At 27.3% G+C, this 22,908-nt stretch carries 25 protein-coding genes; 23 read left to right on the forward strand and 2 right to left on the reverse strand.

What is annotated here, in order from left to right; translation table 11 throughout:
* The first annotated feature begins 3 nt into the window (after nt 1-3).
* The 6 genes from I2E98_RS06065 (at nt 4) to spo0A (ending at nt 6,458) form a co-directional block, all read left to right on the forward strand.
* Nucleotides 4-813 carry a TlyA family RNA methyltransferase gene (locus I2E98_RS06065; RefSeq protein ID WP_195468072.1) on the forward strand — a complete coding sequence of 270 codons (810 nt, stop codon included), beginning with the start codon at nt 4-6 and terminating at the stop codon, nt 811-813.
* Nucleotides 814-854: 41 nt separating this feature from the next.
* Entirely contained in the window at nt 855-1,685 is an 831-nt protein-coding gene (locus I2E98_RS06070; protein ID WP_195468073.1) for an NAD(+)/NADH kinase, read from the forward strand.
* A 99-nt stretch (nt 1,686-1,784) separates the two neighbouring features.
* Entirely contained in the window at nt 1,785-2,234 is a 450-nt protein-coding gene (locus I2E98_RS06075) for an arginine repressor (RefSeq protein WP_195468074.1), read from the forward strand.
* Between the two features lie 20 nt (nt 2,235-2,254).
* The gene (gene recN / locus I2E98_RS06080) at nt 2,255-3,949 is read left to right on the forward strand and encodes a DNA repair protein RecN (protein WP_195468075.1); all 1,695 of its coding nucleotides are present in this window, start codon (nt 2,255-2,257) and stop codon (nt 3,947-3,949) included.
* Nucleotides 3,950-4,132: 183 nt separating this feature from the next.
* Nucleotides 4,133-5,323: a SpoIVB peptidase gene (spoIVB, locus tag I2E98_RS06085; protein ID WP_195468076.1), complete on the forward strand. Its 1,191-nt coding sequence runs from the start codon at nt 4,133-4,135 to the stop codon at nt 5,321-5,323.
* Nucleotides 5,324-5,639: 316 nt separating this feature from the next.
* On the forward strand, nt 5,640-6,458 hold the full coding sequence (gene spo0A, locus I2E98_RS06090) for a sporulation transcription factor Spo0A (protein ID WP_195468077.1): 819 nt from the start codon (nt 5,640-5,642) through the stop codon (nt 6,456-6,458).
* 443 nt (nt 6,459-6,901) lie between these two features.
* Here spo0A and I2E98_RS06095 read toward each other — a convergent pair whose 3' ends face one another.
* Complete coding sequence (locus I2E98_RS06095; RefSeq protein WP_243250978.1) at nt 6,902-7,234, reverse strand: DUF1622 domain-containing protein; 333 nt, start codon at nt 7,232-7,234, stop codon at nt 6,902-6,904.
* 167 nt (nt 7,235-7,401) lie between these two features.
* On the opposite strand from I2E98_RS06095, the gene I2E98_RS06100 reads away from it, so the two are divergent.
* The 17 genes from I2E98_RS06100 (at nt 7,402) to scpB (ending at nt 22,431) form a co-directional block, all read left to right on the forward strand.
* Nucleotides 7,402-8,070, forward strand: coding sequence for an HD domain-containing protein (locus tag I2E98_RS06100; protein ID WP_195468078.1), 669 nt, complete (start codon nt 7,402-7,404; stop codon nt 8,068-8,070).
* A gap of 85 nt (nt 8,071-8,155) precedes the next feature.
* Nucleotides 8,156-8,791, forward strand: coding sequence for a stage II sporulation protein M (gene spoIIM / locus I2E98_RS06105; protein ID WP_195468079.1), 636 nt, complete (start codon nt 8,156-8,158; stop codon nt 8,789-8,791).
* Nucleotides 8,792-8,865: 74 nt separating this feature from the next.
* On the forward strand, nt 8,866-9,744 hold the full coding sequence (locus I2E98_RS06110; protein WP_195468080.1) for a tyrosine-type recombinase/integrase: 879 nt from the start codon (nt 8,866-8,868) through the stop codon (nt 9,742-9,744).
* A 44-nt stretch (nt 9,745-9,788) separates the two neighbouring features.
* Nucleotides 9,789-10,961 (forward strand): phosphopentomutase, encoded by a 1,173-nt coding sequence (locus tag I2E98_RS06115; RefSeq protein WP_195468081.1) that lies wholly within the window; start codon nt 9,789-9,791, stop codon nt 10,959-10,961.
* An 18-nt stretch (nt 10,962-10,979) separates the two neighbouring features.
* Nucleotides 10,980-12,284: a pyrimidine-nucleoside phosphorylase gene (locus tag I2E98_RS06120; protein ID WP_195468082.1), complete on the forward strand. Its 1,305-nt coding sequence runs from the start codon at nt 10,980-10,982 to the stop codon at nt 12,282-12,284.
* A gap of 172 nt (nt 12,285-12,456) precedes the next feature.
* A complete protein-coding gene (locus I2E98_RS06125) occupies nt 12,457-13,671 on the forward strand; it encodes a D-alanyl-D-alanine carboxypeptidase family protein (protein WP_195468083.1) in 1,215 nt (404 codons plus the stop codon).
* 93 nt (nt 13,672-13,764) lie between these two features.
* Nucleotides 13,765-14,385: a hypothetical protein gene (locus I2E98_RS06130; protein WP_195468084.1), complete on the forward strand. Its 621-nt coding sequence runs from the start codon at nt 13,765-13,767 to the stop codon at nt 14,383-14,385.
* A gap of 140 nt (nt 14,386-14,525) precedes the next feature.
* A complete protein-coding gene (locus tag I2E98_RS06135; RefSeq protein ID WP_195468085.1) occupies nt 14,526-15,239 on the forward strand; it encodes a PspA/IM30 family protein in 714 nt (237 codons plus the stop codon).
* A 38-nt stretch (nt 15,240-15,277) separates the two neighbouring features.
* On the forward strand, nt 15,278-16,327 hold the full coding sequence (locus I2E98_RS06140; protein WP_195468086.1) for an SPFH domain-containing protein: 1,050 nt from the start codon (nt 15,278-15,280) through the stop codon (nt 16,325-16,327).
* 74 nt (nt 16,328-16,401) lie between these two features.
* A complete protein-coding gene (locus I2E98_RS06145) occupies nt 16,402-17,013 on the forward strand; it encodes a DNA-3-methyladenine glycosylase (protein WP_195468087.1) in 612 nt (203 codons plus the stop codon).
* A 55-nt stretch (nt 17,014-17,068) separates the two neighbouring features.
* A complete protein-coding gene (locus I2E98_RS06150; protein WP_148322453.1) occupies nt 17,069-17,434 on the forward strand; it encodes a methylglyoxal synthase in 366 nt (121 codons plus the stop codon).
* Between the two features lie 211 nt (nt 17,435-17,645).
* Complete coding sequence (locus I2E98_RS06155) at nt 17,646-18,596, forward strand: GTP-binding protein (RefSeq protein ID WP_195468088.1); 951 nt, start codon at nt 17,646-17,648, stop codon at nt 18,594-18,596.
* A gap of 12 nt (nt 18,597-18,608) precedes the next feature.
* Nucleotides 18,609-19,256: a GTP-binding protein gene (locus tag I2E98_RS06160; RefSeq protein WP_195468089.1), complete on the forward strand. Its 648-nt coding sequence runs from the start codon at nt 18,609-18,611 to the stop codon at nt 19,254-19,256.
* Nucleotides 19,257-19,260: 4 nt separating this feature from the next.
* Nucleotides 19,261-20,169, forward strand: a complete 909-nt coding sequence (locus I2E98_RS06165; protein WP_195468090.1) for a permease — start codon at nt 19,261-19,263, stop codon at nt 20,167-20,169.
* A gap of 60 nt (nt 20,170-20,229) precedes the next feature.
* Nucleotides 20,230-20,898: a hypothetical protein gene (locus tag I2E98_RS06170; RefSeq protein ID WP_195468091.1), complete on the forward strand. Its 669-nt coding sequence runs from the start codon at nt 20,230-20,232 to the stop codon at nt 20,896-20,898.
* An 89-nt stretch (nt 20,899-20,987) separates the two neighbouring features.
* Nucleotides 20,988-21,740 (forward strand): segregation/condensation protein A, encoded by a 753-nt coding sequence (locus I2E98_RS06175; protein WP_195468092.1) that lies wholly within the window; start codon nt 20,988-20,990, stop codon nt 21,738-21,740.
* On the forward strand, nt 21,733-22,431 hold the full coding sequence (gene scpB, locus I2E98_RS06180) for an SMC-Scp complex subunit ScpB (RefSeq protein ID WP_291658468.1): 699 nt from the start codon (nt 21,733-21,735) through the stop codon (nt 22,429-22,431). The genes I2E98_RS06175 and scpB overlap by 8 nt, the downstream gene beginning before the upstream one ends.
* A gap of 52 nt (nt 22,432-22,483) precedes the next feature.
* Here the strand turns inward: scpB and ytfJ are convergent, their stop codons facing one another.
* The gene (gene ytfJ / locus I2E98_RS06185) at nt 22,484-22,891 is read right to left on the reverse strand and encodes a GerW family sporulation protein (RefSeq protein ID WP_195468094.1); all 408 of its coding nucleotides are present in this window, start codon (nt 22,889-22,891) and stop codon (nt 22,484-22,486) included.
* Nucleotides 22,892-22,908 lie beyond the last annotated feature (17 nt).

The following is a 22,908-nucleotide window of genomic DNA, read 5'->3' on the forward strand; positions in this document are numbered from 1 at the left end:
AATATGGCATCTAAGAAAGAAAGATTAGATATATTATTAGTTGAAAAAGGAATTTGTGAATCAAGAGAGAAAGCAAAGACTAATATTATGGCAGGGCTTATATTTGTTGATGGGCAAAGAGTAGATAAAGCAGGAGAAAAAGTTAAAGTTGATGCTGATATAGTATTTAAGGGAGAAAAACTTAAGTACGTAAGTCGTGGAGGCTTAAAATTAGAGAAAGCAATGAATACTTTTGGAATTGACCTTACAAATAAAGTATGCATGGATATAGGAGCATCAACAGGTGGATTTACAGATTGTATGCTTCAAAATAATGCATCTAAAGTATTTGCTGTAGATGTAGGATATGGGCAATTTGCTTGGAAGCTTAGAACTGATGAAAGAGTTGTTTGTATGGAGAAAACAAACATTAGATATGTAACTCCAGAAGACATTGGTGTGGCTTTAGATTTTGCATCTATAGATGTATCATTCATTTCATTAAGAACAATAATGCCAGCTGTAAAGGCATTATTAGGAGATAAAGGTGAAGTTGTAGCATTAATAAAGCCACAGTTTGAAGCTGGAAGAGATAAGGTTGGTAAAAAAGGTGTTGTAAGAGATAAAGAAGTACATTTAGAAGTTATAAATACAATAATAAACTTTTTAATAGAAAATGAATTAAATGTACTAGGATTAAGTTACTCACCAATTAAAGGCCCAGAAGGAAATAGAGAATATCTTGTTTACTTTACTAAAGATAAAGAACGAGAAGGAAGTTTTGAGTTAAGTCAAATTGAAGATATTGTAAATGAATCTCATAGCCAGCTTTAAAAGCTGGCTATAGGTATATAAGGATAGTAAAGGGAGTTAATATGAAGAATATTGTAATAGCATTAAATCCTTCAAAAGACACTGATGGAAAGATATTATATTTAGTTATTGAAAAAATTACAAATATATTTAAGAACCCTAAAATAACTGTACTAAATAGTTATGAAATAAATAAATATAAATTTGATGATAAGTTAGATTTGCTTATAGTATTAGGGGGAGACGGAACTTTACTTGGTATAGCTAGAGATATTAATGGAAAATATGATGTTCCTATTCTAGGAATAAATATAGGAAATTTAGGATTTTTGTCAAGTATAGAAATACAAGATTTAGGCGAAGCTTTAAATAAGATAAAAAATGGACAATACACTATTCAAAATAGAATACTTTTAGAATGTAAAAGTGATGATGAAAATGAAAATATTAATAGTAAAGCTTTAAATGATGTTGTAATAGCTAGAGGAACATTATCGAGAATGGCAAAATTTGAAGTGTATATAGATAAAAAATTATATTATACCTTCAAAGGAGATGGATTAATAGTTGCAACTCCTACAGGTTCTACAGCATACTCATTTTCAGCAGGAGGACCTTTTGTATATCCAGATGTGGAAGTTATAACATTAACACCTATTTGTCCACATACTAGAGGAATGCAGCCAATTGTATTAAAGAGTAGTAGTGAGATTTTAATTAAGGCTGAAAATTATAATGGTGAGATCTATTTAACTTTTGATGGTCAAGAAGCTAGAAAGATTAAAGATAATACTTCTATAATAATTAAAAAAGCCAAAGATGTTGCAAAGATTTTATTATTTGATAATTATGATTATTTTAATGTTTTAAGGAAAAAAATATTAGATAACTAGAAAGTTTTTTGATAATTAATATAAATAGAATTTTAATATAAAAAGTAATTTTTGTACTGATGAGTGTACATTTATTAAGGAATTGAGAAGGTGATTAAAATGAAATCAAAAAGACATAGTAAGATACTAGAGATTATTAACAATAATGATATAGAAACACAAGAAGAATTAGCAGAAGCTCTTAAAGATGCAGGATATGATGTAACTCAAGCAACTGTATCAAGAGATATAAAATTATTAAAATTAGTAAAAATGCAAAGTGAATCAGGAAAATATAAATATATATCTTCAGCAAAAGAAGAGCGTGATATAAATGATAAACTTTATAGCATATTAAAAAATGCAGCTATAGGAGTAGAACAAGTTGATAAATTTGTTGTAATAAAAACATTAACAGGTGCTGCATCAGCTGCCGCAGAAGCAATTGATACTTTATATGCAAATGATGTTGCAGGAACAATAGCAGGAGACAATACTATTTTTGTATTAGTTAGAACTGATGAAAAAGCTTTAGAGTTAATTTCTAAAGTTAGAAAGATGATTTCTTAATTTTATAAAGGTGGGGTATAATGCTAATTGAATTAAATATTAAAAATTTTGCATTAATTCAAGAGTTATCTGTTGAATTTGGAGCAGGATTTAATATATTATCAGGAGAAACTGGTGCAGGTAAATCAATACTTATAGATACCATAGATTATGTATTAGGTGGAAAATTCTCTAAAGATCAAATAAGATATGGAGAAGATAAAACCATAGTAGAAGCCATATTTTCTATTGAAAATGATGAAATTTATGAAGTATTAGAAGAATTGGGCATAGAGAAAGACGAAATGCTAATAATAGGTAGAGAAACTACATTACATGGTAAAAGCTTAATAAAAGTAAATAATAGAAGTATCGTATTATCACAATTAAAAAAAATAAGAGAGAAGTTATTAGATATTCATGGGCAACATCAAAATCAAAATTTATTAAATAAAGGTACTCATATTTTATATGTTGATGAATTTTATTATGATAAAATAAAAGATTTACTTAAAGAGTATGGAGTATTAAGAGATAATTATTTGGAAAATGTTGAAAAGATAAATAGCCTAACAGGAAATGAAGATGGAGAAAAATTAGCTGATTATATTAAATTTCAAATAGAAGATATAGAAAAAGCAAATTTAAAAGTTAATGAAGAAGAAGATCTAAAAGATGAATTTAATATGTTATCAAATGCAGAGAAAATATCAAATAGCTTAGTAAAATCTTATGGATATTTAAATTCATCAAATGAAGGAATTTCAGTATTAGAAGGATTATCAAAAGTTATTTCTGAACTATCATTAGTTGAAAACCACTCTGAAATAATAAGAGAGAAGAAAAGTCAAATAGAAGAAGCATTTTATAATTTAGAAGAAGTAACAAGGGAAATTCGTGATATAGGTAGTGAAATACAATATGATGAAGATAGATTGGCACAAATAAATGAGAGAATATATACTATAAGTTTATATAAGAAAAAATATGGAAACTCAATACAAGAGATTTTAGATAATTTAAAAAATTTAAAAGAAAAATATAATGAGTTAGTAAACGCTGAAGAGATAGTAAATAAGTTAAAAGAAGAACTTATTATTATTGAAGAAAAAATGAAGGTTATAGGTAAAAAGCTTCATGATTTAAGAGTTGAGGCAGCGGAAATATTAGAAGTAAACATTAAAAAAGAATTATCTTATGTTGGTCTAGAAAAAGCAATAATAAAAATTGAAGTTAGTTTAACTGATGAAATGAATTCAAGAGGTTATGATGAAGTTCAATTTTTAGTATCAGCAAATCCAGGTGAACCTTTAAAACCATTAGAAAAAGTATTATCTGGTGGAGAACTATCAAGAATAATGCTTGCTTTAAAATGTGTGTTTGTAGATAAAGATAAAATACCAACACTTATTTTTGATGAAATAGATACTGGAATTAGTGGAACTATTGGAAAGCGTGTTGGAGAAAAAATGTATGAAGTTTCATTAAAACATCAAGTATTGTGTATAACTCATTTACCACAAATTGCAGCACTTTCAGACAATCATTATTTTGTATCTAAGCATGTTTTAGAAGGAAAGACATTTACAGGAATACGAATGTTAACGAGAGAAGATAAAATTAGAGAAATTGCTAAAATGGTTGGCGGAGATGAAATAAGTGATGTTACTATCGAAAATGCATCAGAAATGGTGAAATTTGCCGAAATAAAAAAGAAAGAAATGAAAAATATTTAAGAAAAACATACATAAGGCTTAGCAATACGGTAAAGAATAAAATCATGGTAATTTAGCATGGTTTTATTTTTTTTATACAAAATTTATTTAGTTATTAATTTTTAACTGTGTTAACAATGTTAATACAGCATATAAAAAAACAATACAGGGAAAATTAATGTCAGAAGCAAGGGAGGAGATAAAATGTTAAAAAAAATATTAAAGTATTTTAGTATAATTACTGCTCCAATAGCTATTTTGGCATTAATAGCATATTTTAGTGTTTTAAAATTGCCAGAAAAAATATATATCAATGATAGTATGGAAGTATCAGATATATCTATGTATAATCAAGGTGTATTTAATACTGTAAAACTATCAAAGGATAAGGTTAACATTGATTTTTTAGGGTTAATTCCTATAAAATCAGTGGCTGTACAAAAATTAGATGATATAAAATTATATCCTGGAGGAACAAGTGTAGGAATAAAGTTATCTACTGAAGGTGTTTTGGTTGTTGGTTTTTCAGATGTTGAAACTAGAGCAGGAACTGAAAGTAGTCCAGCAAAAGTAGCTGGATTGCAATTAGGGGATGTATTACTTAAAATAAATGGAAAAGAGATTCAAGGAGCTAAAGAGTTAGGATCTTTAATAAAAGAAAATGATAGTAATATAGTAAATGTAGAATTTATGCGTGAAGGATGCAAGTTTAATAAGGATATTGAACTTGTTAAAGAAGGTGAAGGTTATAAATTAGGTTTATGGGTAAGAGATTCAACTGCAGGTATAGGAACATTAACTTTCTATGATGAAGGCACTGATACCTTTGGAGCTTTAGGTCATCCTATTACAGATGGTGATACTAACACTACCTTTACAATTAAAGATGGTGATTTATTATCAGCATCAATATTAAGTGTGCGTAAAGGAGAAAAAGGTATTCCAGGTGAATTAAGAGGATTATTTGTAAATGAAAAAAGTTCTATAGGAACAATAGAAAGTAATTCATCATCAGGGATATTTGGAAATACTAATAAACCTTTAGTAAATCCTATATTTAGTGAACCAATGTCTGTTGGATTTAGAAATGAAGTTGTAGAAGGTCCTGCTACTATAATTACTACAGTAGATGAAGAAGGACCAAAAGAGTATGATATAGAAATTGTTAAGTTATTACAACAAGATAAATGTGGACCTAAGAGTATGATAATTAGAGTTACAGATGAAGAACTTTTAAGCAAAACAGGTGGAATAGTTCAAGGAATGAGTGGTAGTCCAATTATTCAAAACAATAAAATTGTAGGTGCTGTTACCCACGTTTTAATTAATAAGCCAGACATTGGATATGGAATATATATCGAATGGATGCTTGAAGAAGCAGGGATAATAAATTAAAATAAATTTAGAAAATTATCAACAAGATATAGCTAAAATAACAAGTAGAAAATGCTATATCTTGTTGTTTTAAAAGGGATATATCATCCAACACAAAATTTTTCAAAAATTTCCTAAAAAAATTTCAAAATAATGTAAAATTAACTATTATTATTTTAAAATTTATGTTATAATATACTCAATGAAGTTAAAAAACAACTAAATATAACTTAATTTAAAATATAGAATTTAATAATGTTAAATAAGTTATGTGGGAAAATAGAAGTTTGAAATTTTCAAATAATTATATTATATTGGGTAGAAAGGGAGAGAAAACATGGATGGAAACAAAATTTCACTAATTATTGCTGATGATAACAAAGAATTTTGCAGTATTTTAAATGATTATCTTTTAAATCAAAGAGATATAGTCGTAACAGGAATTGCAAAAGACGGTAGGGAAGCTTTAACATTAATTGAGGAGAAACAACCAGATTTAGTGGTTTTAGATATAATTATGCCTCATTTAGATGGATTAGGTGTTTTAGAAAGATTAAATTCAATGAATTTAGAAAAATTTCCTAGAATAGTTGTTTTATCTGCAGTTGGACAAGATAAAATAACACAAAGAGCTATAACTTTAGGTGCGGATTATTATGTTGTAAAACCTTTTGATATGGATATTTTCACTAAACGTATAAGAGATATGTTTAATGATACAATATCAATAGAAAATGAACCTGTTAAAAAACAAGTTGCAATGACAACAAGTGAAATAATAAGCACAAATAATAGAGGACCTGTAGATTTAGAAACTGAAATTACAAACATAATTCATGAAATTGGTGTACCAGCACATATTAAAGGGTATATGTATTTAAGAGAGGCTATTACAATGGTTGTTAATGATATGGAATTATTATCAGCTGTAACTAAGGAGTTATATCCTTCAATTGCTAAGAAATACAATACAACTGCTTCAAGAGTTGAAAGAGCTATAAGACATGCAATCGAAGTTGCTTGGGGAAGAGGACAAATTGAAGCTATTAATAAGTTATTTGGCTATACTGTTCACAATGATAAAGGTAAGCCAACAAATAGTGAATTCATAGCAATCATTGCAGACAAGCTAAGACTTAAGAATAAAGTATCTTAATTGGCGTAATTATGCGATTTATGAAAAATAATTTTAGTCTATGACAACGAATAAATGATTAAAATTTATTAGAGTATGACAATAAATAGCATATAATAATGTTATGTAAACACTTTTGTTTATTGATATAAAAATCAGTAAATGGAGGTGTTTTTAACGTATAGAAAAGAATTTATATTTAGATAAAATAGTTATAAATAAGTAAAAATCTAAGGGGTAATTTGAAATTATTGAGAACTAAATTGATTCTTGAAAATTTAATAATATACTATTTAAAACTTATATGGGCATTATATACAATTTAGTGTATGATTGCATTATAATATTCGTAAGTAGATAGCTAAAAGGGGGAAAACAAATGAATATTCGTAGATGTGAACTTAATGATGCTGACAATATGTTAAAAAACATAATAAAAAGATACCAACTAATTAATTATAAAATTACTTGGTATCTTTTTTAGCTTCTTCTATCTTCATTTCTTTCTCTAATACAAATGTCATAATTATTCTTATAATAAAAACTGATGCTAATATTATAAGTTCATCCTTGCTTTTTATAGTTACAGTTTTTAATATTTCTGCAGCTAATTTAAAATCTAAAGTTGTAATCATAACATCTGCAAATTCATATTTAATATTAACATCCTTCTTAAAAAATCTTTTTTGAATATAATGATAAAAGGCTGTAAAAACCCCCAATGTTAATATTAAAATTCCCATAAGTTCAAATAAATGAATAAGTATAGGTAAATATTTATTAAATAATTCTTCCAAAACAACTACACCTCAAATAAATAATATATTTAAGTTACCCTAAAATTAAATATATTATTACAAATAAAATAATAAAGTATTATAAAAATAATTTGTTTTAAAATAGTACAATGTAGGGAAACTAATTATAAAATAAAATATTAAAAAAATAAAAAAAGGAGGAAACCATGGAGGTAAATAGATTAAGAAAAATACAAGATAATTTACTTATCTATAATAAACCATCAACATATTTAGAAGAAATAAAACCTTCTCTAAAAAATACTCCCTTAGAACCATTAATAAATTTAGAGAAAGTAGAACAAAATAAAAAGTATCATCCAGAGGGCAATGTATGGAGTCATTTAAAACAAGTTGTTGATATAGCAGCTAAAGTAAAAGAATATGCTAATGATAAAGGAACTTTTATGTTAGGGGCTTTATTACATGATTTAGGAAAAGGAACTACAACTAAAAAAAATAAACAAGGTAGAATAATATCATATAATCATGATATTGAAGGAGAAAAAATAGTAGATAAAATATTAACATATTATGGTTATGAAAAGTGTGAAAAACAAAGAATTTTAAATTTAGTAAAATATCATATGCATCATCTTTATATAATTAAAAATTTACCATTTGCTAGAACAAGTGAATTAGTAAAAGAGGTAGATTTAAATGATATGATTTTAATGTTTGTAAGCGATAGATTAGGAAGAGGTCAAGTTGAAAAAGAAAACAAGTTAAGTGAAATTGAAGATATTCAAGAAGTTATAAGAATATTAGAGAGAAATTATAGTTTAGATTTAAATGAAATAAAAGAAAAAATTAAAAAAATAAAAAAAATTATATAAAAGTATAATTTACATATATTCAATTATGAATATACTTGAAAATTCCATCATATTATTAACATATAACAATATGGAGGTGTTTTCAGTGAATATAATAAGTAAATTAAGCTTAAATAAAAAGGAAAATAAGTTTTTTTATTTAATGGTTTTTATATTTTTCTGTGTAGGAATAGCATTAGGTACATATATAGTGAAATATATGAATGCAAATGATGCAAGTGATCTTACAAGCTATTTTTCTACATTTACAGAGAGCATTGTTAAAGAGCCGGTAAATAGTAAAGCATTGTTATTAAATGTACTTAAGAAAAATTTAATACTAATAACAATAATAATAGCATTATCATTTACGGTATTTGGTACACCTGTAATTTTACTTGTAGATCTTATTAAAGGATTTACATTAGGGTATACCTTTAGTTTTCTAATTTCAACCTTTGAAGGAAAAGGATTATGGCTTGCTTTAGCCTCCACAATACCACAGAATATTATTTATATTCCTTGTTTTATTGCATTAAGTATAGTTGGAATTGAATTTTCTTCAACAAAACTTAAAGAAAGGTTCTTTAATAAAGGTAAAGTAAATACAATAGTAGAGAGAGAACTAATTTTTAAGATAGGGGTATTTGCATGTATATTTATTATTGGTACTTTTATTGAAGCATATATTTGTCCAAATATCATTAAGTTCGTAGTAACAAATGTTTATAAAGTTGTTTAATAAATAGATAATTATAAAAGGAAATTAAAAGCAAGTGTCGAATAATAATAAATAAGGTGGGAATGGGGAGAATTATGAAAGAAATAGTAAATGAATATAGGGAGTCATTACTTGAAAGTCATAAAAGTGATAATACTGTTTATGCTTATGTAACTGATGTTAATTTGTATATTAAATATCTAAATAGTAAAGATATATATTTAGATGAAACTGATAATGTAACATTTAAAAATTATATAGATCATCTTTTAGAAGAGGGAAAATCTGAAAGGTCTATAAGTAGAATTGTTATTAGTTTAAGAAGTTTTTATAATTATTTAAAAGAGCAAAAAATAATTCGAGATATACCAAAGATATATTATAAGAGTACGGATCAATCTAAAAAGCTTCCAGAAATATTAACTGTGGAGGAAGTAGATAAGATAATTAAAATAGTTGATAAAGATTGTAATAAGGGCATAAGAGACAATGCTTTATTAGAGTTAATGTATGCAACTGGTATGAAAGTTTCAGAAATAATTAATCTATCAGTAGAGGATGTAAACCTTGATTTGCTCTATGTTAGATGTCATGATAATAAAAATTATGAAAGACTTATACCAATAGGTAGAAGTGCAGAAGCCGCATTAAAGGATTATTTGGCTATAAGAGATATGATTGCTTCAGCTGGAGTACCAAATTTATTTGTAAATTTAAATGGTAATCAGTTAACTAGGCAAGGTGTTTGGAGAATAGTAAAAGAGTATTCTCATAAAGCTGGAATAAATAAGGATGTTAATTTAAATACCTTTAGACATTCTTTTGCAGTACATTTATTACAAAATGGAGCAAATGTAAGGGCAGTACAAAAGCTTTTAGGAAATCAAGTATTAACTTATATGGATACTTACTATGAGATAATAAATAATGATAAAATAAACTTAGTTTATAAGAACTCCCATCCAAGAGCTTAAGGGCTTTGAAAAAAGGGGCTTTATGTACGAAAGGAGAAAACAATATGAAAAGAGCTATATTAGTTGTATTAGATAGTGTTGGAGTTGGAGAATTAAAAGATGCAAAGATTTATGGCGACGAAGGAAGTCATACATTAGATAATGTATATAAATCATGTAAAGGTCTTGAAATAAATGAATTAGAAAAATTAGGAATAGGTAATATAGAAGGTGTAAATGCTCCTAAAAAATGTGATAAGGCAATAGGAGCCTTTGGTAGATGTGAAGAAGCATCAAAAGGAAAAGATACAGTAACAGGACACTGGGAAATAAGTGGAGTTATACTTGAAGAACCTTTAAATACTTATCCACAAGGATTTTCTGATGATATAATAAATGAATTTAAGAAAAGAGCAAATGTTGAAGGTATATTAGGAAATATAGTAGCTTCAGGAACTCAAATAATTGAAGATTTGGGAGAAGAGCATGTAAAGACTGGATACCCTATTATATATACTTCTGCAGATAGTGTATTCCAAATTGCTGCACATGAAGATGTTATTCCGGTTGAAAAATTATATGAAATGTGTGAAATAGCAAGAAATATGCTTGTTGATAAATGGGCGGTAGGAAGAGTTATTGCAAGACCTTTCGTTGGTGAAGCTCCAAACTTTAAAAGAACTTCAAACAGAAGAGATTATGCATTAGATCCATTTAATAAAACTATGCTTGAATATTTAAAGGATGCAAATTATGAAGTTGCAGCCGTTGGTAAGATAGAAGACATTTACAACAAAAAGGGTATTACAAGTGCAGTTCATACTAAGAGTAATATGGATGGTGTAGATAAGACTTTAGAATATATGGACACTGTAAAAGAAGGACTTATCTTTACAAATTTAGTTGACTTTGATATGTTGTATGGACATAGAAATGATCCAGCGGGATATGGAAAAGCGCTTGAAGATTTTGATAATAGATTACAAGAAATCTATAGTAAAATGGGCGAAGAAGATATCCTTATAATTACAGCAGACCACGGCTGCGATCCAACTACTAGCAGCACAGATCACTCAAGAGAACACATACCAGTTCTTATATATGGTAAAAATGTTAAACCAGGTGTTAACATTGGAACAAGAGAAACATTCGCTGATATAGGAAAAACTATATTAGATTTCTTTAATGTACAAAATGAATTAGTAGGTAAAAGTTTCTTGAAGGATATAGTAAAGTAGCTGGAGGAGGAAAGACTTATGAGAATGTATGATCTAATTATGAAGAAAAGAAAAGGTGAAGAATTAACAACAGAAGAAATAAACTTTTTTGTTGATGGATTTACTAAAGGAGAAATACCTGATTATCAAGCATCAGCAATGCTTATGGCAATTTTCTTCAATAAGATGAATAAGAGAGAAACAGCAGATTTAACTAATGCTATGGTTGAGTCTGGAGATAAAATAGATTTAAGCAATATAAAAGGTATAAAAGTAGATAAACACTCTACAGGTGGAGTTGGAGATAAAACTTCAATTTCTTTAACTCCTTTAGTAGCATCACTTGGGATTCCAGTTGCTAAAATGTCAGGAAGAGGCCTTGGGCACACTGGAGGAACTATTGATAAGCTAGAAACATTTAAAGGATTTTCAGTTGAACTAACAGAAGAGCAATTTATGGAAAATGTTAATAAAATTAATATTGCTATAATGGGGCAAAGTGGAAACTTAGTTCCTGCAGATAAGAAATTATATGCATTAAGAGATGTTACGGCAACAGTTGATAATATGTCTTTAATTGCATCAAGCATAATGAGTAAAAAATTAGCTTCAGGAGCAGATGCAATAGTTTTAGATGTTAAAGTTGGTGATGGTGCATTTATGAAAACACCAGAAACAGCTAAAGAATTAGCACAAGAAATGGTTGATATAGGAAAGCATTTAGGAAGAGAAACTATTGGAGTTATATCTGATATGGATCAACCTTTAGGATATGCTATTGGAAATAGCTTAGAAGTTATAGAAGCTATAGAATTATTAAAAGGTAATGGGCCTAAGGACCTTTTAGAATTAACATTAACAATTGGTTCAAATATGTTACTTTGTGCTAAAATGGCAGAAAGTGAAGAAGAAGCAAGAAAAATGCTTATGGAAAATATAGAAAATGGAAAAGGATTAGAAAAGCTTAAGGACTTTGTTAAGGCACAAGGTGGAGATATTAGCCCAATTGATGACTATAGCAAGTTCCCTCAAGCAAAATATGTAGAGAAAGTTACTTCACCTGTAGATGGTTATATAACAAAAATTCATGCAGAAGCATTTGGCCTTATAGCAATGGAATTAGGAGCAGGTCGTGCAACTAAAGAAAGTGAAATTGATTTAGCTGTAGGAATTGTTTTAAATAAAAAAAGAGGCGAAAAAGTTAATAAAGGAGATGTTCTAGCATACATACATTCAAATAGTGAAGAGAAAATTGAAAAGGCTAGAAAAAGCATCTTAGAGAATATAGTTATTGAAGATAGCTATGATTTAAATATACCATTAATATATGATATAGTAAGATAATTTTATTAGTTAATTTTTAAGCTTAGCTTAGGATTGTTAGAGGGGATTCCGGTAATCCAAGTGAGTTTTAGAATAACTTAATATTTATAAAATATGATAAAAAGAATTTAATATTCTCTTTATCATATTTTTATTTTTTTAGGAAATAATAAGCTTAAAAGGAGGAGAACAAATGAAAAAGAAAATATTTAACAAAATCTCTATTATTCTTTTATGTTTATTATGTTTAAATACAGTTATTCCAATTGCTGCAGTTAAAGAAAACTCAGAAGAAGTATATCCAAATGAGATTTATACTGCTTGTTTAGAGGAAGGAATGAATGTAGATGCAAAATCTGCATTGCTTATTGAGCCTATAAGTGGAGCAGTATTGTATGAAAAGAATCCAGACGAAAAGTTTGCACCAGCATCTGTTACAAAGATAATGACAATGTTACTTGCAATGGAAGCTGTTGATAGTGGAAAAATAAGTTTGGATGATAAAATTATTTGTAGTGAAAATGCTAAAAAAATGGGCGGAAGCACTATGCTTCTTGATGTAGGCGAAGTAAGAACAGTAGAAGAAATCCTAAAAGGTATAGCTATTGCTTCAGGAAACGACGCTGCTGTTGCTATGGCAGAATTTCTAAGTGGATCAACAGATGAGTTTGTAAAAGCTATGAATGAACGTGCTAAAGAATTAGGTATGACAAATACAACATTTAAAAATTGTAATGGTTTGCCAGAAGAGGGACATGTGACAACTGCAAGAGATATTTCTATAATGTCATTAGAACTATTAAAACACCCTACAATATTAAAATATAGTGGTACATATATGGAAACTATATCTGAAGGAAGAAAGAGCCCAATAGAATTAGTGAACCATAATAAATTAGTTCGTTTCTTTGATGGTTGTGATGGATTAAAAACAGGATTTACACAAGAAGCTAAGTACTGTATAAGCGCTACAGCTGTTAGAAATAATGTTAGAATGCTTGCAGTAATAATGGGAGCTCCAACATATAAAGTTAGAAACCGTGATGCAAGTATGCTTATGAATTATGGATTCTCTAAATACGAAGGCAAGAAATTATTTAATAAAGATGATGATGTAGAAACTGTTTATTTAGGCAAGAGCAATGATAGATTCTTTATAGCTAAAGCAAAGGATGATTTAATTATTGTTACTTTAAAAGGTAGTGATGGAGAACCAATAAATAAAATAGTATTAGATGAAATGAAAGATAGTTACACAGAAGGTGAAGTTATAGGAAAGTGTGAAGTATATCTAGATGATCAAAAGGTTGGAGAAGTTGAACTATATTGTGATAGAGATGTTGAAAAAGGCGGATTCATAGATAATTTAAAGAATAATATGAAAAATTTATTTAAAAAAGGTGTTTAAAGAAAATTAACATATTTAAAGAGATTAAAACATTTATATAATGGATTAATCTCTTTTTTTATATTAAAATGTAAATGTGGGAAGGTGAGTGTTTTGAATAAAAAGATAATATGCGCTATTATTATGCTAGGATTATTAACTGGTTGTTCAAGTAATAATAATGATGTAAATAGCAATAATAATACAAATAATGAAATTGTAGAAGTTGAAAATATAGTAGAAGAGCCTAAAGTTTATACACAATTTACAGCCCTTGGGAAAACATATGAATCTAGTAAAGATATAAATACACTAAATGATGGAGATTTAATATATCATGATTATGGAGATATTCCATATGTTGAAGGTGAATATAATGAAGTTGATTTTGGATTAAATTTACTAACAGAATATTTAGCTAAAAATCAAGGAGTATATGATTTTATTGTAAGTGACTGGGATAGCACAAGTGATGAAGTTGAACTTATTTCAGGTGAAGAAAAAGAAAGCATTATGCAAAATGTATATTTTTTAGGTGAGCAATTTGAAGTAGGGGAAGATGACCCTATTTACTTTAAAGTAGATAAAGTAATTTTACAAGAGAAATTAGAAGATCAAGTAACATTAGAGTTTAGAGGATACTTATCTGCTACTAATGGGAATTTTAGACCATTAGGAACATTTACTGTTACTGTATATACAAAAGAAGATAAATTATATGGATCAATATTATAGGGCTATAAAAATAGCTTTTTTTTCTATTAGCATATAGTTAAAAATTATATATAATAAAAAAATAATGGATTTTGTTTTCAGTTAAATAATGGTAGAATATAGTTGTATAAATAAATGTTATGAATTTAGGAGGAATATATATGTCAATATTAAAAAGATTTACTGATATAATGTCATCTAACATTAATGCTTTATTAGATAAAGCTGAAGATCCAGTTAAAATGATAGATCAATTAATGAGAAATTTAAATGATGACTTAAATAAGGTTAAAGCAGAAACTGCATCAATTATGGCAGAGGAAACTAGAGCTAAAAGAGAAGTTGATGAATGTCAAAGTGATGTAAACAAGATGTTAGACTATGCAAAAAGAGCTGTAGAGGCAGGGAATGATGATGATGCAAGACAATTCTTAGCTAAAAAAGCATCATTAACAGAAAAGTTAACAGTACTTAATACTAAATATGAAGCAGCAAAAGCTAATTCTGAAAAGATGAAGCAAATGTATAATAAATTAAGTAGGCAAATAGAAGAGCTTAATGAAAGAAGAAGTACAATTAAAGCAAAAATGGCAACTGCAAAAATGCAAGAAAGAATTAATAAAATGGGTTCTTCAATTAACAACTCTGCTTCAAGTATAGATTCTTTTAGTAGAATGGAAGAAAAGGCTAATAGAATGTTAGATGAAGCTAATGCAATGGCTGAATTAAATTCAAAACTAACAGATAGTATAGATGATTTAATGAGTAAATATGACACTAATAATTCTTCAGTAGAAGATGAACTAGCAGCTCTAAAAGGCTCTAGCAATAATGTAATTGAAGATGAATTAGCTAAACTTAAAGAAGATAAATAATAAGTCAATGCTAGTATAAATAGCAGGAGGGATAATCAATGGGATTATTTAGTAATCAATTGTTAGATGTAATTGAATGGAATGAAACAAGAAATGACGTTATTTTTTGGAAATGGAAAAATAGCGAAATAAAAAAGAATAGTAGATTGATTATAAGACCAGGTCAAGATGCTATATTTATGCATAATGGAAAAGTTGAAGGTGTTTTTACAGAAGAGGGTAATTACGAAATTGAAACAGAGATACTTCCATTTTTATCAACATTAAAGGGATTTAAGTTTGGGTTTAAATCAGGTCTTAAGGCTGAAGTTTTATTTATAAATACTAAAGAATTTTTAGTAAAATGGGGTACTAAAAGTCCAATTAATATTCAAGCACCAGGAATGCCAGGAGGAATGCCAATAAGAGCTTTTGGTTCATTTAATGTTAAAATAAGTGATCATATGGTTTTAATTGATAAAATTGCAGGAATTAAAAGCCAATTTACTGTAGATGATGTGAAGCAAAGAGCTTTAGCTGTAGTTGATCAACTTTTAATGAAGTGGATTGTTAGAGAAGGAAAGGATATGTTTAATTTACAAGCAAATTCCTTTGAAATAGCAAAAGGTATAAAAGCAGATTTAGACATGGAAATGATAAAAATAGGTCTAACTGTAACAACATTAAATATTGAAAACTTTAGCTATCCTGATTCAGTACAAAATATGATTAATAAAAATGCCGCATATGGAATGGTAGGTAATATAGGACATTATCAAAATGTGGCTATGACTGAAGCTATGGAGAAAAATCCCAATAGTAGTATGGCTAATATGGCTCAAGCTGGTATGGGAATGCAAATGGGAATTAATATGATGAATCAAATGAAAAAAAATATGGAATCAAGTTCATCATTAAATAGTAATAAGAATACTTGTAAAAACTGTGGAGAAGGTTTAAGTGAAGGAGCAAAATTCTGTAGTAATTGTGGAACAAAGGTTGTGGCCAGCGAAAATACAGAAAAGAAAAATAAATTCTGTAGTGAATGTGGTGCAGTAATTAAGAGTGACTCAAAGTTCTGTGGTGAATGCGGAGCAAAGGTTAAATAAGGAAGTATTTTAATTGCTATTATAAGAAATACTATTAAATATAATATAGCTTTATTTAAATTTAGGAGAAACAAATGATTATAAGTAAAGAGTTTTATAATAGAAGTGCCCTAGATGTTGCACAAGATTTACTTGGGAAAGTACTAGTTAGAGAAGTTGATGGGAAAATTTTAAAAGGAAAGATTGTTGAAACAGAAGCTTATATAGGAGCAATAGATAAAGCTTGTCATGCATATAATGGTCGTAGAACTAAGCGTACAGAAATACTATATGAGGATGCAGGAGTTTCATATATTTATTTTATATATGGATTATACCATTGCTTTAATGTTGTTACTAATAAAAAGGATGTGGCTGAAGCTGTTTTAATTAGAGCTCTTGAACCAATTAACGAGTTCGATTATATTTCTAAGATTAGGTATGATAAAAAATATGACCAACTTACAAAAACTCAATTAAAAAATTTAACTAACGGTCCATCAAAGTTATGTTTAGCTTATTTATTAAATAAGGATTTAAATGCAGTAAAGCTTTATGAAAAAGGTGCTGTATATATTACAGATGGAAATAGTGAAAATTTTGAGATTGTTGAAAGTAAGAGAATAGGAATAGATTATGCTGAAGAAGCAAAAGACTTCCTATGGAGATTTTATATAAAAGATAATAAGTATGTTTCTAAAAAATAATTTAGTTAAAAATTTTAATTTATATAAAGTTTAGTAGAAGAGGGAGAAAATATAGATGAGAGTAGCATTAATTGCACATGATAAGAAAAAAGATGAAATGGTCAATTTTGCAAAAGTAAATGAGGAAAGATTATCTAAATTAGAGCTTTATGCAACAGGAACTACTGGTTTAAGAATAATGGAAAATACTAATTTAGAGATTCATAGATTAAAAAGTGGTCCACTTGGTGGAGACCAACAAATAGGTGCATTAGTTTCTGAGCAAAAATTAGATTTAGTTATATTCTTAAGAGATCCATTAACATCACAACCACATGAACCAGATGTTAATGCATTGTTAAGGCTGTGTGATGTATATGCAATACCACTTGCAACAAATGTTTCTACAGCTCAATTAGTTTTAGATGCTTTACACAAATAAAAATAATAAAAGATAATTTAAAAAGGAGTTGCTAAAATAGCAGCTCCTTTTTGTTGTATAACGTTCACAATTTGGTGATACATTTACAATATTATTATATGTATAAGATACTGTTAATATTCAAAAAGCACTTATGAAATAAAATCTGCATAAATGTTAGATATAAATCATAGAATTTTTTGAGAATAATAATAAGGGAAAGTAATAGATTATGAGTGTTAAAGTAGAGATTTTTTCTGGATTTCTTGGAGCTGGAAAAACACAGTTAATTAAAAAGCTTATAGAAGAAGGTTATTATAAAGAGAAAATTGCTATTATTGAAAATGAATTTGGAGAAGTAAGTATTGATGGTGTGATTTTAAAAAGAACAAACACTTTAGTAAAGGAAATAAACGCTGGATGTATTTGTTGTCAAGTTACAGGAGATTTTAAAGAGTCAATACTAGATGTTGTGGAGAATTGTAATGTAGATAGACTCTTAGTTGAACCAACAGGAGTTGCAAAATTAAGTGACATAAAAAAAGTATTTAATGAAAAAGAATTAAAGGGTATAGCAGAAGTGGAAAAAGCTATAACTGTGGTAGATGCAGAGAAATTTGATTTGTACTTAACTAATTTTAAGAGCTTTTTTATTAATCAAATAAAAAATGCAGATATTATAATTTTAAGTAGAACGCAAAATGTTAGTAATGAAGAGGTGAAAAGATTACAAGATGAAATTAATAAATTAAACTCTAAAGCAATAATAATGGGAAGACAATGGAATAATACAAAATCAGAAGAATTAATTCCAAAGGTATTTTTAGCAAAGGATAAAGGTAATACAAAAGAAAAAGTTAATTTTAGAAAGAGTAATCTTAATGTTGGAAATATTAAAAAAGAAAAAAGTGAAGAGAATTTATTTGAAAGTTTTGCTTTAAAAATAGATAGAGATGTATCTAAGGAGGAATTATTAAGTAAATTCAATTTTATAAAAAACAGCTTTGAATTTGGTGAAATAATTAGGGCAAAGGGAATTGTTAATACTAAAAATGGTAAAGAGCAATTTGATTACACCTTATCTGAAATAAATATGCAAAAGATAGCATATAGAGGAGATACTATTATTTCATTTATTGGAACTAATTTAAATAAAGAGAAAATTAAGAAGTTTTTTAGTTAAGAAGGTGGATCGATGAAGGTTGGCGTAGAGGTAGTTACTGGATTTTTAGGGGCTGGTAAGTCAGCCTTTATTAATTCATTAATAAATAAAACTATTGCAGATAAAGAAAAAATAGTTATTGTTACTTGTGAAAGTGGAAATATCCAAATAAATGAGTTTAATGAAAATGGACAAAGTGTAAAACATATTAATTTTATGGGGGAGAGTTTAGAGCTTAATAACGAAATTTATAACATAGTAAAGAAATATAAGCCTCATAGAATAATTATAGAGTATAACGGAACAGATACATTAGAGCATTTATATAAATGTGTATTTGATAATGAAACAGGAAAGCTCATAAAACTTTCTACTATTTATTTTATTTGTGATGGAAGAAATATTGAGTTTTACGTTATGAATATGGGAGAAATATTGCTACCATTTATACAAAATAGTGATGTAATTGTAATTAATAACTGTAATAGAGAAAAAAAATTAGAAGTAGAAAAAGGTATTAAATTATTGGAAAGCTTGAATCATAAAGCACAAATAATCAGATCAGAAAATAACGATAAATTTAATTTAGCATTAGAAAATAGTAAATTACTAGAAGATAAGTTAGTAAGAAATATGAGGGTAAAATTAATAGAGTATATGAGAAAGCAAGATAGCAGGTGAGAAAGTGAGTATAAGTAAATTTGAATCATGGATGTGGAGTTACCTAGGAATTATCGTTGAAGCATTACCGTTTCTATTAATAGGAGCGGTATTATCAGCTTTAATTCAAATTTACGTATCAGATGAATTAATAAAGAAAATAATTCCTAAAAATAGTATCATAGGATACTTTATAGCTGCTATATCAGGAATATTTTTTCCAGTATGTGAGTGTGCAATAGTTCCAATTACAAGAAGTTTAATGAAAAAGGGCTTACCTACAGGAGTTGGAATAACATTTATGTTGTCAGTACCCATAGTTAATCCAGTTGTAATTATGTCTACATATTATGCATTTCCTAATGATATTAATATTGTTATATATAGAACAATAGATGGGGTAATAGGAGCTTTAATAGTTGGAATGATTATTGGATTTATTTATGATAAAAAGAAAAATACAGAATTTTTAAAAAGTGAAGAAGTTGCTCTTTACTGTGATTGTTGTACTTTTAGTAATAATTATTATATTTCATTAAAAGGTAAAATCAAAAATTTAGTTTTAAATGCATCTAATGAGTTTTTAAATATTAGTATTTATTTTATTTTTGGTGCACTTCTTTCAAGTATATTTGTAGTATTCCTTCAAGATAGCTTAATTAATGATATGACCTCAGGAAAGATAGTAGGAATAGCAATAATGATGCTATTAGGATTTTTATTGTCATTATGTTCAGAAGCAGATGCATTTGTTGCAAAAGGATTTATGGACAACTTTGGAGTTCCAGGGGTTATAGCATTTTTGATATTAGGGCCAATGATGGATTTGAAGAATTTAATATTATCCTTTGGATTTTTCAAAAAGAGGTTTGTATTACAATTGCTTTTAATAATTTGTATAGTTGTATTTGGAATATGTTTAGCAGTAGTATAATTTCAAAAAAATTATTGGATACTTAAGTTTTTTACTTTTTAACTAATATAAGAGGTGTGTATGAAGAAATTTAATATTGATGAGTTAATATGGTTTATTATATTGATATTATTAGACTTATCTATACTATTTTTAATAAGAAGTGGAAATATAACTAACTTTGTAAGTAGTGATATGATTATTTATTTTTATTTGAGTATAATAATATTAAGTATTTTTGCTTTATTTCAATTTGGTAGAATTTTTACAATAAAAAGAAGAGTAGAAGTTACAAATAAATTTATTCCTTTAACATTTACGTTATGTATTGGAGTAATTTTATTATATCTTTTCCCATTATTAAAGGGAAATGAAAATATAAATGAAAATTTATTGCTTAAAAATCACACTGATGCAATAATTATAAATAGTGATAATTATGATATATTAAATAAAATTGCAGAGCATAAGGACGAATATGAGGGGAAAGAGATATTATTTTTAGGATATATTGATAAAGGTAAAGAAGGTTCAGATTTTACAATTATAGCTAGACAAATGGTAAAATGCTGTCAAGCTGATAAGGAAAAAATACAAATAAAAGCAAAGGGAATAGAATCTAATTTAGAAGAAGGACAATGGATTAATATTTATGGTAAGATATGCTTTGATAATGATTTTTATATTTTAGTAGAGGATTACATGCTACAAGATGAGCCTAATGATATATATTTTCATGAGCATCTTTAAGGCTTGTTCTTTTAAAAGAAAATTGTTATTATATAAGTTATGAAACCCTTAAAAGGAGCATAATAAAAACACAAAGGCGGGATGAATTAATGGAATTGCCAAAGATTAAAGTGGCAGATTTTGAAGGACCTTTTGATTTATTACTGCATCTTATAAAGAAGAATAAGATGGATATATATAATGTAGAAATATATAAAGTTACAAATCAATATTTAGAGTATCTTAATACAAGAAAAGTTATGGATCTTGAGATAACATCAGAATTTATTGTTGTTGCAGCTACATTAATAGAGATAAAATCAAAAAATCTTCTTCCTAAGATAAAAGTAGAAGAGGAAGAAAATGAAGAAGATATTGAAAAGAGATTAATGGAAAAATTAATTGAGTACAAGAAGATAAAATCAGTATCTGAATTCTTTAAAGAGCGATATATAAATCAAGGTGATGTTTATAGTAAGAAGCCAGAAATAATTGAGGAAGTTAAAAGTGAACCAGTTAATAATGTTGACATATTTAAAAATATAACATTATTAGATTTATATAATATTTATAATAAAATATTAGAAAACTATAGAGAAAAACAAAATAAATTTAATGTAGTACAAAAGAAAATATACGTAGATAAGTATAAAGTTGAAGACAAAATGAATGAGCTTTTAGAGAGAGTTAATTCAAATAAGGTAATTGAATTTGAAGACTTAATGAAAGAAAGTTCTTGCAAACTTGAAACTGTAGTCACATTCTTAGCGTTACTTGAACTTATAAAAATTAGAACTATTAATGTTTATCAAGATGAAAGTTTCGGAAATATACTTATCAAGAGGAGGAGAGATAGTGAGTAACATTGATGTTAAGCAGTATGAATTTAAAGAGCTATCTAGAAAAGATAATATAAAATCAGCTATAGAATCAATGCTATTTGTAAGTGGTGAACCTTTATCATTAAGAGATTTAAGTAATAATTTAGAGATTAAAGATAAGGTTGTTGAAGAAATAATAAAAGAAATGATGAGTGAATATGAAGAGGAAAGCAGAGGAATTAGATTAATAAGCATAAATGGATCTTATCAATTAGTTACTAAAAGCGAAAATTCAGATTATATTCAAAAGTTATTAAAGAAAAATAAAAGACATTCACTTTCACAAGCATCTATAGAAAGTTTAGCTATTATAGCATATAAACAACCAATTACACGTATTGATATAGATGAAATAAGAGGTGTTAAGTCAGAATCAGCTATCCAAAAGCTTGTGGAAAAGGGACTAATAAAGGATATAGGAAGATTAGAAGTTCCAGGAAGACCTATACTTTATGGAACTACAGATGAATTTTTAAGACAATTTGGGCTAGAAACATTAAAAGAGTTACCATCACTTGATTTATATAGTGATAAAGAGGCTAAGAGCTCTATGGATGTTCTAAACCAAGCTCTTAAAGATATGAACTCTGAAGATGCTAATAATGAAATAAAAGTTGAAAATAATGAAAATCATATAGATGATGTAGAAGTTGCATCAGATGAAGAACTTTAAAAATTAATATAAAAGATATAGCTACTGAATAATTTTTCAGTAGCTATATCTTTTATAGGTTATCGTTATTATCAACTTTTTTATCATTAAAGAAGCCTTTTACTAATTCAATAACTTGAGGAATAGAGTCAACTAGTCTATCAACAGTATTATCATAATCTACTGGTTGTAATCTTACCATTCCATCTTTAACAATTAAGAAAGCAATAGGTTTAACACTAACTCCAGCACCAGATCCACCACCAAAAGGGTATTTTTCCTCTTCTTTTCTTAGAGAGGTATGATTACCAAATTCACTTCCACCAGATGCAAAACCAAAAGAAACTTTAGAAATTGGAACAATTGAAGTACCATCACTAGTTTCTACAACATCTCCAATTACAGTATTAACATCTATTATATCACGTAAGTTTTCCATAGTGCTTCTCATTAAATTTTCTAATTCATGCTTATCAGTCATAATAATCCCTATATTCA

Origin of the sequence: Clostridium sp. D43t1_170807_H7, assembly GCF_015555905.1 — a bacterium.
Classification (GTDB): Bacteria; Bacillota; Clostridia; order Clostridiales; family Clostridiaceae; genus Clostridium.

Coding starts and splice junctions, on each gene's coding strand:
- I2E98_RS06065 (WP_195468072.1), top strand. CDS start 4: ATGGCATCTAAGAAAGAAAGATTAGATATATTATTAGTTGAAAAAGGA.
- I2E98_RS06070 (WP_195468073.1), top strand. CDS start 855: ATGAAGAATATTGTAATAGCATTAAATCCTTCAAAAGACACTGATGGA.
- I2E98_RS06075 (WP_195468074.1), top strand. CDS start 1,785: ATGAAATCAAAAAGACATAGTAAGATACTAGAGATTATTAACAATAAT.
- recN (WP_195468075.1), top strand. CDS start 2,255: ATGCTAATTGAATTAAATATTAAAAATTTTGCATTAATTCAAGAGTTA.
- spoIVB (WP_195468076.1), top strand. CDS start 4,133: ATGTTAAAAAAAATATTAAAGTATTTTAGTATAATTACTGCTCCAATA.
- spo0A (WP_195468077.1), top strand. CDS start 5,640: ATGGATGGAAACAAAATTTCACTAATTATTGCTGATGATAACAAAGAA.
- I2E98_RS06100 (WP_195468078.1), top strand. CDS start 7,402: ATGGAGGTAAATAGATTAAGAAAAATACAAGATAATTTACTTATCTAT.
- I2E98_RS06110 (WP_195468080.1), top strand. CDS start 8,866: ATGAAAGAAATAGTAAATGAATATAGGGAGTCATTACTTGAAAGTCAT.
- I2E98_RS06115 (WP_195468081.1), top strand. CDS start 9,789: ATGAAAAGAGCTATATTAGTTGTATTAGATAGTGTTGGAGTTGGAGAA.
- I2E98_RS06120 (WP_195468082.1), top strand. CDS start 10,980: ATGAGAATGTATGATCTAATTATGAAGAAAAGAAAAGGTGAAGAATTA.
- I2E98_RS06125 (WP_195468083.1), top strand. CDS start 12,457: ATGAAAAAGAAAATATTTAACAAAATCTCTATTATTCTTTTATGTTTA.
- I2E98_RS06135 (WP_195468085.1), top strand. CDS start 14,526: ATGTCAATATTAAAAAGATTTACTGATATAATGTCATCTAACATTAAT.
- I2E98_RS06140 (WP_195468086.1), top strand. CDS start 15,278: ATGGGATTATTTAGTAATCAATTGTTAGATGTAATTGAATGGAATGAA.
- I2E98_RS06145 (WP_195468087.1), top strand. CDS start 16,402: ATGATTATAAGTAAAGAGTTTTATAATAGAAGTGCCCTAGATGTTGCA.
- I2E98_RS06150 (WP_148322453.1), top strand. CDS start 17,069: ATGAGAGTAGCATTAATTGCACATGATAAGAAAAAAGATGAAATGGTC.
- I2E98_RS06155 (WP_195468088.1), top strand. CDS start 17,646: ATGAGTGTTAAAGTAGAGATTTTTTCTGGATTTCTTGGAGCTGGAAAA.
- I2E98_RS06160 (WP_195468089.1), top strand. CDS start 18,609: ATGAAGGTTGGCGTAGAGGTAGTTACTGGATTTTTAGGGGCTGGTAAG.
- I2E98_RS06170 (WP_195468091.1), top strand. CDS start 20,230: ATGAAGAAATTTAATATTGATGAGTTAATATGGTTTATTATATTGATA.
- I2E98_RS06175 (WP_195468092.1), top strand. CDS start 20,988: ATGGAATTGCCAAAGATTAAAGTGGCAGATTTTGAAGGACCTTTTGAT.
- ytfJ (WP_195468094.1), bottom strand. CDS start 22,891: ATGACTGATAAGCATGAATTAGAAAATTTAATGAGAAGCACTATGGAA.